This is a genomic window from Salarchaeum sp. III, assembly GCF_036418315.1.
Lineage (GTDB): Archaea > Halobacteriota > Halobacteria > Halobacteriales > Halobacteriaceae > Salarchaeum.
This window is the reverse complement of the sequence record NZ_JAZHPG010000003.1, coordinates 1-13,985: the sequence shown is the minus strand read 5'-3', so window position 1 is coordinate 13,985 and position 13,985 is coordinate 1. Positions and strand designations below refer to the sequence as shown.

General features: G+C 66.6%; 16 protein-coding genes and 1 pseudogene. 10 read left to right on the top strand and 7 right to left on the bottom strand.

What is annotated here, in order from left to right:
• On the top strand, window positions 1-670 hold a 670-nt coding region (locus tag U3A55_RS00110), incomplete at its 5' end, for a competence/damage-inducible protein A (protein ID WP_330989483.1).
• Window positions 671-778: 108 nt separating this feature from the next.
• Here the strand turns inward: U3A55_RS00110 and U3A55_RS00105 are convergent.
• Window positions 779-1,960: a redox-regulated ATPase YchF gene (locus U3A55_RS00105; RefSeq protein WP_330989482.1), complete on the bottom strand. Its 1,182-nt coding sequence runs from the start codon at window positions 1,958-1,960 to the stop codon at window positions 779-781.
• 90 nt (window positions 1,961-2,050) lie between these two features.
• Between U3A55_RS00105 and U3A55_RS00100 the strand changes: the two genes are divergently transcribed.
• The gene (locus tag U3A55_RS00100; protein ID WP_330989481.1) at window positions 2,051-3,112 is read left to right on the top strand and encodes a CNNM domain-containing protein; all 1,062 of its coding nucleotides are present in this window, start codon (window positions 2,051-2,053) and stop codon (window positions 3,110-3,112) included.
• On the opposite strand, the gene U3A55_RS00095 is transcribed toward U3A55_RS00100, so the two are convergent.
• Complete coding sequence (locus U3A55_RS00095; protein WP_330989480.1) at window positions 3,113-3,961, bottom strand: polymer-forming cytoskeletal protein; 849 nt, start codon at window positions 3,959-3,961, stop codon at window positions 3,113-3,115.
• A 50-nt stretch (window positions 3,962-4,011) separates the two neighbouring features.
• A complete protein-coding gene (locus tag U3A55_RS00090; RefSeq protein ID WP_330989479.1) occupies window positions 4,012-4,590 on the bottom strand; it encodes a GNAT family N-acetyltransferase in 579 nt (192 codons plus the stop codon).
• Window positions 4,591-4,823: 233 nt separating this feature from the next.
• Between U3A55_RS00090 and U3A55_RS00085 the strand changes: the two genes are divergently transcribed.
• From U3A55_RS00085 to U3A55_RS00055, 7 genes are all read left to right on the top strand, one after another.
• Window positions 4,824-5,021 (top strand): DUF5800 family protein, encoded by a 198-nt coding sequence (locus U3A55_RS00085; RefSeq protein ID WP_330989478.1) that lies wholly within the window; start codon window positions 4,824-4,826, stop codon window positions 5,019-5,021.
• A gap of 35 nt (window positions 5,022-5,056) precedes the next feature.
• Complete coding sequence (locus tag U3A55_RS00080; RefSeq protein ID WP_330989477.1) at window positions 5,057-5,188, top strand: hypothetical protein; 132 nt, start codon at window positions 5,057-5,059, stop codon at window positions 5,186-5,188.
• Complete coding sequence (locus U3A55_RS00075) at window positions 5,188-5,421, top strand: hypothetical protein (RefSeq protein WP_330989476.1); 234 nt, start codon at window positions 5,188-5,190, stop codon at window positions 5,419-5,421. Before U3A55_RS00080 ends, U3A55_RS00075 begins: the two co-directional genes overlap by 1 nt.
• 75 nt (window positions 5,422-5,496) lie before the next feature.
• Complete coding sequence (locus tag U3A55_RS00070) at window positions 5,497-6,783, top strand: branched-chain amino acid ABC transporter permease (protein WP_330989475.1); 1,287 nt, start codon at window positions 5,497-5,499, stop codon at window positions 6,781-6,783.
• Complete coding sequence (locus U3A55_RS00065; protein WP_330989474.1) at window positions 6,780-8,087, top strand: branched-chain amino acid ABC transporter permease; 1,308 nt, start codon at window positions 6,780-6,782, stop codon at window positions 8,085-8,087. Before U3A55_RS00070 ends, U3A55_RS00065 begins: the two co-directional genes overlap by 4 nt.
• Window positions 8,080-8,958 carry an ABC transporter ATP-binding protein gene (locus U3A55_RS00060; protein ID WP_330989473.1) on the top strand — a complete coding sequence of 293 codons (879 nt, stop codon included), beginning with the start codon at window positions 8,080-8,082 and terminating at the stop codon, window positions 8,956-8,958. The genes U3A55_RS00065 and U3A55_RS00060 overlap by 8 nt, the downstream gene beginning before the upstream one ends.
• The gene (locus U3A55_RS00055) at window positions 8,955-9,701 is read left to right on the top strand and encodes an ABC transporter ATP-binding protein (protein ID WP_330989472.1); all 747 of its coding nucleotides are present in this window, start codon (window positions 8,955-8,957) and stop codon (window positions 9,699-9,701) included. Before U3A55_RS00060 ends, U3A55_RS00055 begins: the two co-directional genes overlap by 4 nt.
• 73 nt (window positions 9,702-9,774) lie before the next feature.
• Here the strand turns inward: U3A55_RS00055 and U3A55_RS00050 are convergent, their stop codons facing one another.
• The 3 genes from U3A55_RS00050 to pan1 all read right to left on the bottom strand — a co-directional run bounded on the left by U3A55_RS00050 (window position 9,775) and on the right by pan1 (window position 13,356).
• A complete protein-coding gene (locus U3A55_RS00050) occupies window positions 9,775-11,040 on the bottom strand; it encodes an ABC transporter substrate-binding protein (protein ID WP_330989471.1) in 1,266 nt (421 codons plus the stop codon).
• Between the two features lie 98 nt (window positions 11,041-11,138).
• Window positions 11,139-11,942, bottom strand: a complete 804-nt coding sequence (locus U3A55_RS00045) for an aminoglycoside N(3)-acetyltransferase (protein ID WP_330989470.1) — start codon at window positions 11,940-11,942, stop codon at window positions 11,139-11,141.
• 202 nt (window positions 11,943-12,144) lie between these two features.
• The gene (pan1, locus tag U3A55_RS00040) at window positions 12,145-13,356 is read right to left on the bottom strand and encodes a proteasome-activating nucleotidase Pan1 (RefSeq protein WP_330989469.1); all 1,212 of its coding nucleotides are present in this window, start codon (window positions 13,354-13,356) and stop codon (window positions 12,145-12,147) included.
• 111 nt (window positions 13,357-13,467) lie between these two features.
• Between pan1 and U3A55_RS00035 the strand changes: the two genes are divergently transcribed.
• The gene (locus U3A55_RS00035) at window positions 13,468-13,716 is read left to right on the top strand and encodes a MarR family transcriptional regulator (protein ID WP_330989468.1); all 249 of its coding nucleotides are present in this window, start codon (window positions 13,468-13,470) and stop codon (window positions 13,714-13,716) included.
• A 132-nt stretch (window positions 13,717-13,848) separates the two neighbouring features.
• On the opposite strand, the pseudogene U3A55_RS15170 reads toward U3A55_RS00035, so the two are convergent.
• Window positions 13,849-13,985 (bottom strand): annotated as a pseudogene (locus U3A55_RS15170) (RNA-guided endonuclease TnpB family protein); the annotation flags it as partial.

Here is a 13,985-nt window from a genome sequence, read left to right as displayed (position 1 = left end):
AATCACGCTCGACGACACCGACCCGGTCGACATCGCGCCGCACGCCGACGCCGGCATCACCGCCTACCACGCCGTGAAGAAGGCAGCGCGCGAACTCGTTCCCGGTGACTACTGCGTCCTCATCGGTATCGGCGGCCTCGGGGGGCCGCCCGTCGTGGTGACGTTGGACGGGGTCGCGGACGGCGTGGGTCGCGATGTCGTGGTGAGCGACGAGGCGAAGGAACACGTGGTCGAGACCGCGACCGCGTTCGCGGACGACAACCCCGAGTTGGTGGACGCGTACGACCTCGACCTCGATTTCGACGCGTGGTCGAGCGTGCCCGAGGGCGCGCGCGTCGTCCCGAACGACGCCGGCCTCGCCCCGGGGGCGGTCGTCGATTCGGTGTACGTCCTCCCGGGCGTTCCGAGCGAGATGAAAGCCGTCTTCGAGCGGATGGCCGACGACTTCGGGGGTGATGTCGTCTCCGAGACCGTCTACACGCCCGCTCCGGAAGGCGCGCTCACGAGCCGACTCGAAGACCTCCGGGACGCGTTCGACGTGACCGTCGGCAGCTACCCGGCGACCGACGAGCCGAACCGCATCAAAGTCACCGGAACGGACCGTGGGGAAGTCGAACGCGCCGCCCAGTGGGTGCGCGAGAACGTCGAGACGACGACTATCGAGAAGTAGCCCGAGTCACTTCGCGGTGCTGACTATTTTGATGACGTCGCCCTCGCAAGCCCTCACTCGCGCTTGCGCGCTCGTTCGCCCTTGCAGAATCCGCCAGGCGCGGACGTGTCACTTCGCGGTGCTGACTATTTTGATGACGTCGCCTTCCTCAAGCTCGTAGGAATCGGAGACCTCCATGCTGGTTTTGGCGTCGACGGCGTGGAGGTAGCCGTCGCCGATGTCGGAGTGGACGGCGTACGCGAGGTCGACGGGCGTGCTGCCGCGGGGGAGGAGGTGGGCGTCCGGGAGGACGTTCCCCTGGCCGTCCGTCCACTTCGAGGCGTCCTGCACGGGGTAGGCGGTGATGTGGTCGAGGAGTTCGTAGACGGCGTGGTCGAGCGCCTGCTGGACGCCGGTGCCGCCGTACTCGTCCATCGTGTCTGAGAGCGCGTCAAGGAGCGCGCGCTGGTCGTCGGGGAGTTCGCCGACGACCTCGAACGTGGAGTCGCCCGGGTCGTAGTCGATAGCGCCGGCGTCCGCGCCGCGGCGGAGCGCCAGTTCGCCCTGCGCGGTCGCGGGAATCACCGGTTTGTCGAGCGAGCGCAGGGCCTCGACGTTCTCCTCGGGCGCGGCGTCTATCTTGTTCGCGACGACCACGATGGGTTTCGTACGCTCGCGGACGAGGGTGGCGAGGGCTTCGCGATGAGATTCCTCCCACGCCATCGGACTCTCCGGATAGTCGAGTTCACGGAGGCAGGCCGCCACGTCGTGTTCGGTCGCGCCGAACCCCGTGAGGAGGTCGGTGAGCGCGTCGTCCATGTCGAACCCGGGACTCCGAGACTGCCGCTCGACGGTCTCCCAGTTCCGGTCGATGATGCCGGCGAGCCAGAGGTCCATCTCGCGCTCGATGAAGTCGATGTCCTCGAGCGGGTCGTGACTCCCGATTTCGACGGGTTCGCCCTCGGCGTTCGTGCCGCCCGTGGCGTCCACGACGTTCAGGATGGCGTCGGCGTTCGTGAGTTCGTCGAGGAACTGGTTTCCGAGACCCTTCCCCTCGTGCGCGCCCGGGACGAGACCCGCCACGTCCAGGAGTTCGACGGGGACGTAGCGCTTCCCGTCGTGGCAGTGCTCGTGCCCGCAGCGCTCGTCGCGTTCGAGGCAGGGGCAGTCGGTGCGGACGTGCGTGACGCCGCGGTTCGCGTCGATGGTCGTGAACGGGTAGTTCGCCACGTCCACGTCCGCCATCGTCGCCGCGGTGTAGAAGGTGGATTTGCCGGCGTTCGGCTTCCCGGCGAGCGCGAGAGAGAGCATAGCCCGACTAGTCACAGTGGCGAAGAATGGCTTTCGGTTGCTGACAATCGCCACAAGGGCTATTCGGCGCCGGCCGGAATCCCTGGGACGATGAACTCGCTTGAGGTAACGATACGTCTCGTCGCGGGTCTCGGACTGATTCTCGCGAACGGTTTCTTCGTCGCCATCGAGTTCGCGCTGACGCGCGCCCGCCAGTTCACGGAAGAGGAGTTCGTCGGCGGAAACCCGGCGCTTGAGCGCGCGTGGGAGATGACGAACGACCTCGAACTCTACCTGACGACGTGCCAGGTCGGGATTACGGCGTCCAGCATCGCGGTCGGTATCGTCGCCGAACCCGCGCTCGCCGCCATCTTCGAGCCGGTGTTCCACGGGACGTTCCTCGCGTCCGTCGGCGCCGGCGCGGTGCTCGCGTTCCTCCTCATCAACCTCCTCCACCTGACGCACGGCGAGCAGACGCCGACCTACCTCGGCGTCGAGCGCTCCCGTTTCGTCGCAAAGTACGGCGCAGCGCCGCTCTACTGGTTCCACTTCGCCATCTCCCCCATCATCACCCTCGGCGACGGTATCGCGAAGGGCACCCTTCGGCTGTTCGGCGTGGAGATGACGGGCGCGTGGCTCGAAACCGAGGAGGACGTCATCGAAACTCGCGCGGAACTCCGGAACCGCCTCGAGTCCGTGCTCGCCCGCGGCGACCTCTCCGAGGAACGCCTCACCGAGGTCGTGAACGCGCTCGACGTGGGAACGACCGCGGTGACGGACGTGATGGTCGACGTCGACGACGTGGTGTTCCTCTCCACCGCCGAGTCCATAGAGGAGAACATCCACCGGCTCACCTCGTCGCCGCACACCCGGTATCCGCTCGTCGGAGAGACGCCCGAAGACCTCGTTGGTATCGTCTACGTCCCCGCGGTCATCGACCACATCGACGAGATTCGGTCGGGCGAGATGGAACTGGCCGAGGTCGCTGCACCACCGATGACGCTCGCCGCGGACACGACCGTCAGCGACGCTATCGACCAGTTCCAGGCGGAGAATCAGGAACTCGCCCTCGTCCTCCGAGACGGCGAGGTCGTCGGCCTCGTCACCGCGACGGACGCGTTCGAGGCGGTGATGGGTGAAATCGACGACCCGCTCGACCAGCAGCGCGACTGACTACTCGGGTTCTCGCTCCACGTCCGTCCCCGCCATCCGCGTCTCGCCGCTCGCCCGGATGGAGCCGTCCACGGCGGCCTCGGGCTGAATCTCCACGTCCGTCCCGGAGACGTTCCCGAGCACGAGCGCGCCCGACTCGATTGTCACGTCCCCGCCCCGCGTAGTCACGTCGCCGTGAATCTTCGTGTCGGGGCCGACGACGATGTCGCCCTGCGCGCGCAGGCTCCCGAAGATGTTGTTCTCGCGGCCGACCTCGATTTCGGTCGCGCGGACGTTCCCGTGGAGGCGGCACTCGTCGCCGATGGTCGCCGGCGTGGAGACGCGCCACGCGTCGTCGCTGACGTGCGCGCTCCGCGGCACCCGAATGGGTTCGGCCTCCTCCGCGTCCGTGAGTTCGTCCACGAGGTCCTGGGCCTCCTCCTCCTCGCCGATGCGGAGGAGGTGGGAGAGGTAGACCATGAAGAAGACGATGGTCGGCATCGGGTTCCTGATGACAATCCAGCCGTTCGCCTCGAACCCTTCGGTGATGTCCACGTCGTCGCCGATGTCGAGGTCGCCGCCCACGACGAGGCGGCCGTCGATGTTCACGCGCTCGCCGAGGTAGGCGTCCGCGCCGACGAGGACGTTCCCGTCGACGTCACACCACATGTCGAGCCGGCAGTCGCCCTCGGCCTCGATGTCGCCGTCGAACTGCACGCGTTCGCCCGCGAGGACGTTGTGGCCGCGAACCCCGAACTCGACCGTGCTCTGCCCGCCGACGAGCACGTCGCCGTCCGTCACGAGGTCGTGTTCTTCGACCGTCGTTCCGTCCGGAATCGAGAGTTCGTCGAGGGGGTCCGTGCCCAGCACACCCCGATTCTGGACGGCAGGGGGTAAAAGCCTCTCGGAGGACCCGACCCCTATCCCCGCGCAGTCTCGTACTCCTCGCGCGTGACGGTGTACCGGACTTCGTCGTGGACGCTGCCGTCCTGGTCGGCGAGCGCGTTCCGCAGGCGGCCTTCGCGGCGGCCGCCGTGGCGCTCGACGTACTTCGTGATGGCGCGCTCGGACTGCTCGTTTCCGGGGACGTGACTCACCTGCACGCAGTCGAGGTCGAGCGTGTCGAACGCCAGCTCGAGGAGGGCGGCGGCGCGTTCGCCCGAGTAGCCGCGGCCCCAGTAGGGCTTGCGGAGCCAGCAGCCGAGCGTGCCGAGGGTCCGGTCCCAGTCCACGCCGAGCCCGGTCGCGCCCGCGAGGTCGTCCGCGTCCTTCGGGAAGATGCCGTACTGCGCGCTCTCGGCGTCCGCCCACTGCTCGCGGACGTGGTCGAGGTACTCCTTCGTCTCCTTCGGGGTGTCGTGCGGACTCCACGACATGTACCGCGTTATCTCCTCGATGGCGGGGTCGTGCGCGCAGACCTCGTAGTAGTCGAGCACGTCCACGTGGTCGTCGAGGCGTTTCAGTTCGAGTCGGTCGGTCTCGATGGTTTCGGGGAACATCTGTCTGTGGTCGGTAGTTGGGAGCGATGCGGAAAACGCGACGAGCGAAGGGAGCGCGCCCGGCGCGCGAAGCGGGTGAGGCCCGCGTCACGCGGCTGAGCGCACTGTCCGCTCCCGGGCGCGTCCTGCGGATGTACTGGGAGCGGACATCGTACCCGAACCGACCGCGGGCATCCATTTGAAGCTATCGCCGTGACGTGGCGCTTTTCTTCTTCCACGCCCTGTCTGGGGACATGACCACGATGTCGTTCGACGAGAAGGGCGTGGACGCCGTCTACGCCGGCACGGAGTTCCGCCTGGAGAAGGAGATGATAGAGGACGCGACCGAGAAGCCCTACCCGGACGTGACCGACCACGACGTCATCAAGCTCATCGAACCGAACCCGAGCCTCTCCGGGGAGCCCCGGCGCATCGCGGACATCCTCGACTAATACGTTTTAAGACCCTCGGCGGCGAGAGGGTGAGTATGAGCGTTCAGTCGTTCGACCACCCGTCGTGGACGGCCGCCCTCGGAACCCTCGTCAGCTACCTCCTCGTGCTCGTCGGCATGACCGTCCTGTTCTTCGGCGTGCCCTACGCCGTCTTCACCGCACTCTGATGGCTCCTCACGCGCCGAACGCGCTCGACGCCGACGCGCGACTGCTCGCGGGGTACGCTGTCGTGCAGGTCGCCCTGCTCTCCTTCTCCTACCTCGCGGTGACCGCGCTCGGCTTCGGAAGCCCCGGATTCATGCATTTCGGGATGCCGTGGTACCTGCTCGTTCCCGGCCTCTGGCTCCTCGTTTTCGGCCTCGCGTTCGCGGCGTTCGCGCCGCGCGTCAGACGGTCCTAGCGACCTGTCACCCGAACAGCGGGAAGTATGGGACCGAGCGGAGCATTATTGAACACCCGTATCCTGACACCACCCATGGGTATAGAAACCAATGGACAGTCCGCCCTCGAACGGGGGGTCGCGTTCGCCAAGAGCGGCCCGGGCGGCGCGCTCGTCGTCGCGTTCAGCGCGTTCCTCGTCGTCGACCTCGTCCTCAAACTCGCCGGCGTCGGCGCCAGCGTCTCACTCGCGACGGTTCCGGTCGTCAGCGAGCTACCGGTCGTCGGCGACCTCTCCGGCGGCATCGGCGGCGCGATTCCGTTCGGCCAGTTCAGTAGTTACGTCTGGAACGGACTCGTCATCGGGCTCGTCATCGGACTCGCGAGCATCGGCCTCTCGCTCACGTACAGCATCCTCAACTTCGCGAACTTCGCGCACGGCGACTACCTCACCACGGGCGCGTTCTCCGGGTGGGCGGTCACGTACGTCATCGCCGGGTTCGGCGGCCTCGACCTCGTCAACCTCGTCCTCCTCCGCACGCCCCCGGGCGATGTCGGCGCGAACCTCTGGCTCTCCCCGCTCGCGGTCGTGCTCGGACTTATCGTGTCCATCCTCGCGACGCTCGTGTTCGCGCTCGCAATCGACCGCGTCGTCTACCGCCCCATCCGGGACGCCGACGGCATTTCCCTCCTCATCGCGTCCATCGGGGTCGCGTTCGCGCTCCGCTACCTCATCAGCCTCGTGTTCGGGAACAGCCGCCGCATCGTCACATCGACGGAGAGCCTGCCGAGCTTCGACCTCGTTCAGGTCATCGTCGGATTCGCCGAGACCGTCGCCGAGGTCGCCCCGGCGTTTCTCGTCGACCTGTTCCCGTCCGTGCTCGTCCCAAGTAACGCGGGCGCGCTCATCGTGAACGCCCATGAAGTGACGCTCATCATCATCGCCGTCCTCCTCATGCTCGGTCTGCACGTCCTCCTGCAGCGCACGAAACTCGGGAAGGCGATGCGCGCGATGGCGGACAACCGCGACCTCGCGCGCGTCAGCGGCATCCCGACCGAGCGCGTCATCAGCACGACGTGGATAATCGGCGCCGGCCTCACGGGCGCGGCGGGCTTCCTGCTCGTCCTCAGCCAGGGCGGCCTCGGGTTCACGACCGGCTGGCGGCTCCTCCTCCTCATCTTCGCCGCTGTCATCATGGGCGGCATCGGCTCCATCTACGGCGCCATCGCAGGCGGCCTCGTCATCGGTCTCGCCAGTCGGGTGTCGCTGGTGTGGCTGCAGGGCGACTGGTCGGCGTTCGCGCGCCCGACCGCGTTCCTGCTGATGATTCTCATCCTCCTGTTCCGCCCATCCGGCATCTTCAGCGGGGTGAAGACAACATGAGCGAAAACGAAAACCAGAGTCTCCTCACGGCGGTCGTGCGCAACGACGCGTTCAAGGTCACCGTTCTGTTCGCCGCGATCTGGGTGTTGTTCTACGCGCTCAGCGCGTTCCTCGAGTACCCGACGTACGGCGTCGTCGCGACCCTCCGGCGGGTGACGTTCCTCGCGGCGGTCTACGGCATCGCCGTGCTCGCGCTGAACATCCAGTGGGGGTACACGGGACTGTTCAACATCGGCGTCGCGGGCTTCATGGCGGTCGGCGCGTACACCACCGTCATCCTCTCCGCGGACCCCGGCGGCGTCCCGCCCGGTCTCGGCCTCCCGCTCCCGGTCGGCGTGCTCGGCGGCATCCTCGCCGCCGTCGTCATCGGACTGGTCGCCGCGCTCCCGGCGTTACGGTTGGACGCCGACTACCTCGCCATCGTCACCGTCGCGTTCTCCGAAATCATCCGGCTCACGCTGAACTCGCCCGTCCTCATCGACATCACGGGCGGCGCGAGCGGGTTCGACAACCTCCCGACGAGCCCCGTGCAGACGCTCCTGCTCACCGACCCCGGGAGCATCATCTCCGAACCCACGGCGCTCGGCTCGTTCGTGTTCGGACTGGGCGAACCCCTCGACCTGACGCGCATCGTGATGATAAACATCGTCTACACGCTCGGCGTGCTCGTCGTCCTCCTGCTCGTCTACCTGCTGCTCGAACGCGCCGGGAAGTCGCCGTTCGGCCGCGTGCTGAAGGCCATTCGGGAGGACGAAGTCGCCGCGCAGTCCCTCGGGAAGAACACGCAGAGCTTCAAGGTCCGGGCGTTCGCGCTCGGCTGCGGTCTCATGGGTCTCGCGGGCATTCTCTGGTACGCGATGGGGCCGCGCGCGTCGGTGGTTCCCACGAACTTCCGGCCGGAACTCACGTTCTACATCTTCATCGCGCTCATCATCGGCGGCGCCGGTTCCAACACCGGCAGCATCATCGGCGGCGCGGTGTTCGCGAGCCTGCTCTACGAAGCACCACCGATACTCTCCGACGTGATCGTGAAACTGCTCGCGGACTACAACGTCGCGCTTCCGAGCGCGCCCGACAACGTCGTGACCACCGTCGCGAGCGGCGACCCGCTCGCCGTCGTCGCGTTCCTCCTCGCGAACATCGACACGTTACGCTTCATGTTCATGGGTGCTCTGCTCGTCCTACTAGTGCAGTACAAGCCGGACGGAATTCTCGGCGACCGCACCGAAACCGCGGCCGCCGTCCCGCTCTCCGAGGACAGTCGCCCCGCCGACACGACCACCGGAGGTGAGACCGATGAGTAACGCAGACGACCCCGACATCCCCGAGACGAACGAGGAACTGGACGCGGAACCCGAGTCGCAGGACTCGCCCACGGAGGAGGCCGCGAAGACGACGCCGCGCAGCCTCCCGCTCCGCGTGAACAATCTCCGGAAGGAGTTCGGCGGCATCACCGCCGTGGACGGCGCGACGTTCGCCGTCGAGGAAGGCTCGCTCACGGGCCTCATCGGGCCGAACGGCGCCGGGAAGTCCACGACGTTCAACTGCATCACGGGCGTCCACGAGCCGACGAGCGGAAGCGTCCACTTCCGCGACGAGGAGATAACGGGCGAACCACCGCACAAAATCGCGCAGCGCGGGCTGGTGCGGACGTTCCAGCTCGCGCGCGAACTGGAGGACATGACCGTCCTCGAGAACATGATGCTCGCGCCGGGTGGGCAGTCCGGGGAGTCCGCGACGCGCTCGGTGCTCCCCGGCCTCCGGTCGGGCGTCGTCGCCGAGGAGGAGTCCGTGCGCGAACGCGCGTGGGAGACGCTGGAGTTCTTCGAGATCGACCACCTCGCGGGCGAACTCGCGGGCAACCTCTCCGGCGGCCAGCGCAAACTCCTCGAACTCGCGCGGGCGCTGATGACCGACCCGGACGTGATGTTATTGGACGAACCGTTCGCCGGCGTCAACCCGACGCTGGAGGAGAAGCTCCTCGACCGCATTCACGAACTCCGGGAGTCGGAGGGCTTGACCTTCCTCCTGGTCGAACACGACATGGACCTCATCATGGAGAACTGCGAGCACGTCATCGTCATGCACCAGGGCCGCGTCCTCGACGAGGGGCCGCCGGAACAGATAACGGAGAACGAGGAAGTTATCGAGGCCTACCTCGGAGGGACGGTATGACCGACGCTGCAACGGACGCCCGGCTCCCCGAGGACGAGGCGGGCCTACTGTCAGTGCGCTCGCTGGACGCGGGCTACGGCGACCTCCAGGTGCTCTCCGACGTGGACCTCGACGTCCGGGACGGCGAGTACGTCACCATCGTCGGCCCGAACGGCGCGGGAAAGTCGACCGTGATGAAGTCCGTGTTCGGCCTCACCGACTACATGGACGGAAGTATCACGTTCGACGGCACCGAAATCCACGGCTGGAACCCCGAGGACATCATCCACGAGAGCCTCGGGTACGTCCCGCAGAACGAGAACGTGTTCGCGGGACTGAGCGTGCGCGAGAACCTCGAGATGGGGGCGTACATCCTCGACAGCGTGCCGGAGGACCGCCTCCGTGACGTGTTCGAGCGCTTCCCCATCCTCGAGGAGCGCCAGGAGCAGACCGCGGGGTCGCTCTCCGGGGGCCAGCAGCAGATGCTCGCGATGGGGCGCGCGCTCATGCTTGACCCCGCCCTGTTGATGCTGGACGAGCCCTCGGCGGGTCTCGCGCCCGACCTCGTGGAGGACATGTTCGACCGCATCGACCGCATCAACGACGACGGCACGTCCATCCTGATGGTCGAGCAGAACGCGAAGGAGGCGCTGCGGCGCTGCGACCGCGGGTACGTGCTCGTGCAGGGAGAGAACCGGTACATGGACGACGGCGACACCCTCCTCGACGACGAGGAGGTCCGTAAGGACTTCCTCGGCGGCTAATCGGTCTCTTTTCGTCGCGCGTTCGCGTCGCTATCGCGGCTGTGTCGAAAGAAAAAGCGACAGTTCGGTCGAGTTAGGCGGTGTACTTGATCTCGTCGATGGTCTCGATGCCGCCGCCGGACTCGAACCCGAAGTACTCGTAGGTCGCGGCCTTCAGGTCGCCGTTCTCGTCGAAGTCGACCGCGCTGGACGCGCCCTCGTACTGGATTTCCGTCCCTTCGGCGGCCATCTCGAGGCCGTCCGCGAGCGTGCTCGGCGTGACCGTCTCTCCGCCGGGGTTGGCGACGGCCTGCATCTCCTGGGCGATTGCGGCGCCGTCGTTCTCGCCCGCGGCGGCGTTCGCGAGCAGGCACACGGCGGTCGCGTCGAACGCCTGTGAGGTGAACACACCGGGTTCGTTCCCGAACTCGGACTGGAACTGCTCGGTGAAGTACTCCGTCCCGGGGCCGGCCGCGAGCGGCGCGGTGCCGGTGACGTTCGACATGTCGTTGCCCACGTCGGACGGAAGGCTCGCCGACCGGAGGCCGTCCGTGACGAGAATCGGGATGTCCGAGTCGAAGTCCGTATAGAAGTCCCGGAACAGCTGCTTCCCGCTCTCGGGGTAGCCGATGACGACGATGGCGCCAGGGTCGTCGGAGAGCGCCTGGCTGAGGCGGGACGTGTACGAACTCTGTGCCTTCTGGAAGGACACCTGCTGGAGCATCTCGCCGCCGTTATCGCTGAACGCGCTGGAGAAGCTGTCGGAGAGCAGCTGTCCGTAGGAGTTGTTCACGTACATCGTCGCTGCCGTGGAGGCGTCGAGGCGGTCCATCGCGACCGACGCGAGCACCTCGCCCTGGAGCGCGTCCGTCGGCGGGGTGCGGTAGATGAGGCCGCTGTCCTCGAGGTCGGTGATAGCGGGCGACGTGCTCGCGGGCGAACAGCCGACCATCCCCGAGGGGATGAAGACGTTCTTCGCGACAGCGATCGTCACCTCGGAGGACGCCGCGCCCGTGACCGCCGGATAGCCGGAGTTCCGGAGGGTCTGCGCCGCGGACTGCGCGGCGTTCGCCTCGGTCTGCGTGTCCTGCTCGGAGAAGTCGAGCGTGAAGTCCGTCTCGCCTTCGAGGAGGATGCGCGGAAGGATGGCGCCGTTGTTAATCGGAACGCCGAGGTCGGCGAGCCCGCCCGTCGTGGGGAGGAGCACGCCCTGTTTGAGGGTGCGCGCGCCGGAGGCGGTCGTCGTTCCGCTGGTGGTGGTGTCGTCGCCCCCGCCGTTGCTTGAACAGCCGGCGAGTCCGACGATGCCTGCCGCCCCGACGCCACGAATCACGTCCCGTCTATTGACATTCGATGTCATACCTCAAGGTTTGGTTTCCACTACATAAATCTGTTCCGAGAGTACTGGCAGAATTTGCTACGCGACGCCCCAGCGACCGCGGAAACGGGCGTTCGGCGCTATCGGTTCTGACTGAACCACTCGGTCGCGTAGTCCACGAGCGCGCGCTGGTCGAGGAGGTTCGCGTCCGCCACCCCAACGCGTCCCGTCTCGACGCCCACGTCGGCCTCGAACGCCGCACCCACATCCGAGAAGTCGTCGGTCGTCCGCTCGATATCCGCGAACTCGACCCACTCGCGCTCCCCGTCGACGAGTACCGACCCCTCCTCGACGGTCTCGTCGCGCTCGTAGTCCGCGCGGCTCTCCGCGAGGTGGAGCGAGGTGTTCGTCTCGTGGTCCGTTCCGAGAATGAGCACGAGACCGCCGCGGTTGTAGACGGCGGAGAGCGGCGAGTTCTCGCCGAGTCCGTAGTCGAGCTCGTGGTCTGCCACGATGTCGTCGGCGTCCGCGCCCCACGCCGCAAAGGAGTACTGGGGGTGCGTGCTGCGAACCGCGTCCGGATACGTGCGAAAACACTCGGGAACCGCCCCGACGCCGCGCGAGGGCGTCACGTCGGGCCGGAACGCCGGCATCGACTCCCGAACCGTCGGGAGCCAGTCGTCCGGAATCGGCGGGTTCTCCCAGACGGAGGGCGTGCAGAGGTGGCTGGTGTGCGTCGGCATCACTATCGTCCCCGCCGGCGTCACGGCGGCCCGGAGCGCCTCGACCACGCCCTGTGCGCCGCCCGGCACCCAGCCCAGGCTCGACACCGACGAGTGGACGATGACGGTCTCGCCCCGCACGCCAAGGTCGCGGAGGTCGCTCGCGATCCGCGCGGGCGTCACCGGTTCCTCGACCGCCTCGACCGCGTCTCCTTCGCTCATACCACCACACGGCGCCACGGTCGGCATAAGTCTTCTCGGAGGGGCGTGCTCCGAACTCACCGAACAACGGAACCGACAGTAGTCAAACGAACCGATAGCGAGGAGGGGCTTCGCAACCGCGGGAGCGCCCGACAGGGCGCGATCTGCCGGGTTGGGACATTGAAAGGGGTTTTTCGGGCGCTCCGCGCCCGAAAAAGGGCTTTCAGGCGAAGGTACGGGAGACGTCGGGTTCGGTGTCGTCGTCGGTGAGTTTCTCGTAGGCGTTGCGGAAGTCCGCCATGGTGACTTCGTTGCGGTCGTCGCGGATGGCGAACATACCGGCTTCGGTGCAGATGGCTTTCACGTCCGCGCCGGAGGAGCCGTCGGTTTCCTCGGCGAGTTCGGTGAAGTCCACGCCGTCTGCGAGGTTCATGCCGCGCGTGTGGATTTGGAAGATCTTCTCGCGGCCCTCCTCGTCGGGGTGGGGGACTTCGATGAGGCGGTCGAAGCGGCCGGGGCGGAGGATGGCGCGGTCGAGCATGTCGAAGCGGTTGGTGGCGGCGATGATGCGGATGTCGCCGCGTTCGCTGAAGCCGTCCATCTCGGAGAGCAACTGCATCATCGTCCGCTGGACTTCGGCGTCGCCGCTGGTCTTGGAGTCGGTGCGTTTGGAGGCGATGGCGTCGATTTCGTCGATGAAGACGACGGCGGGCTCGTGGTCACGCGCGACTTGGAAGAGGTCGCGGACGAGTTTCGCGCCCTCGCCGATGAACTTGTGGACGAGCTCCGAGCCGGCCATCTTGATGAACGTCGCGTCAGTCTGCGCGGCGACGGCTTTCGCCATCATCGTCTTCCCCGTGCCGGGCGGGCCGTGCAGGAGCACGCCGCTCGGCGGGTCGATACCCACCGTGTCGAAGATGTCGGGGTTCTCCATCGGGAGTTCGACGGTTTCTCGGACTTCCTGAAGCTGGTCGTGGAGGCCCCCGATGTCCTCGTATCCCACGTCGGGGGATTCCTCGACCTGCATGACGCGAGCGCGAACGTCAGCCTCGTCGTCGAGGCGCTGGACGACGGAGAGGCTGTTGTTCACGGCGACGCGCGCGCCGGGTTCGAGGTCTTCGCGCAGTTCCTCGGTGACCTCGGTGAGGGCTTCCTGGTTGTTCCCGTGCTGTTTGATGATAGCGCCGTTGTCGTTGAGTTCCTGGACGGTGGCGACGAACAGCGGGGACTGCTTGAGCTTCTTGTTCTCGTGGTTGAGGCGTTCGAGCTTCTGCTGGTACTTGTTGTTCTCCGCGTTCGCGTCGAGCAACTCGTCCCGCATCTCCTCGTTCTGCTCCTCGATGACGTCGAGGCGCTCCTGCAGGGCGTCGATCTTCTCCTGCTTGGACGCGTCGCCCTCGTATGGAAGGTCGACGTCGTCGACGGTGTCAGTCATCACCAGTGTTAGGGCGGCGGTTCCTAAATGAGTTCGGGTGACCGAAATATCACCCATAGTAATTAGTTTGAACCGAAGATATTATCTTCCGGTATGCTGTAGGAGGTAGTGATGAGCGCCATTCAGTCCGCCGAAGCCGACACCCTCGAACGCGTCCGTGACCTCCCCCCGAGCGCGAAACTCGTCGCGATGGTTCTGGAGTACGAGGACACCCTCACGCAGAGCGAGATAGCCGACGAAACCCTCCTCCCCGCGCGCACCGTCCGGTACGCGCTCACCCGCCTCGAAGACGAGGGGCTCGTCGACTCCCGGTTCTCCTTCACCGACGCCCGCAAACGCCTCTACAGCCTCGACGTGTAAACTACCCCACCCTACTCCCTCGTCGCTCCGCGCCTCGGTCCTTGAGGGTGTCGTCAGAACGCGTCGCGTTCTGACTGCTAACCAGAAATCAGAGAGTTCTGGTGATGGGGCTTTGATGTGGACTCCCGGCAATCAGTCGCCAGCAATCGGCTGGTGACCCTTGCCGTTCACCGTCCCACCAGTTATACGCACGTCTACTGGTGCGTCTCCGCTCCCCGACGTGGGCGAGGACCGGAGGCTGTGTGTTCGCTTCCGGGCGTACCGTAGCC